This window comes from Staphylococcus sp. HMSC34G04 (genome assembly GCF_001838765.1).
Lineage (GTDB): Bacteria > Bacillota > Bacilli > Staphylococcales > Staphylococcaceae > Staphylococcus > Staphylococcus epidermidis.
In genome coordinates this window covers 1-440 of the sequence record NZ_KV838774.1, presented here as the reverse complement: position 1 = coordinate 440, position 440 = coordinate 1, and the positions used below count along the sequence as shown (strand labels likewise).

The following is a 440-nucleotide window of genomic DNA, read 5'->3' as shown; positions in this document are numbered from 1 at the left end:
ACAGTACCAGTAACGACAAATCCAGAAAAAGATGTTATTGCTCCTGATGCACCGACGATTAATCAACCATCTGTAGGTGATAAAACGATATCAGGTAAGGGTGAACCAGGATCTACAATAACAGTAACTTTCCCTGATGGTAGTACTACAACTGGTAAAGTCGATGGAAATGGTGATTGGACAGTAACAGTTCCAGATGAAATTACTTTACATGAAGGAGATAAAATTACTGCGATATCAACTGATGATAGCGGCAATAAATCTAATCCTACTGATACTACTGTAGTTGACCATGATGACAGCGACTCAGACTCAGATAGCGATTCAGATTCCGATAGTGACTCAGACTCAGATAGCGATTCAGATTCCGACAGCGACTCAGATTCCGACAGTGACTCAGACTCAGACAGCGATTCAGATTCCGACAGCGACTCAGACTC

At 42.0% G+C, this 440-nt stretch carries 1 protein-coding gene; it reads left to right on the top strand.

Going from position 1 to position 440, the window contains the following annotated elements:
- Positions 1-440: Ig-like domain-containing protein (locus HMPREF3241_RS12890; RefSeq protein WP_176746672.1), on the top strand; the 440-nt coding region annotated here is incomplete at both ends.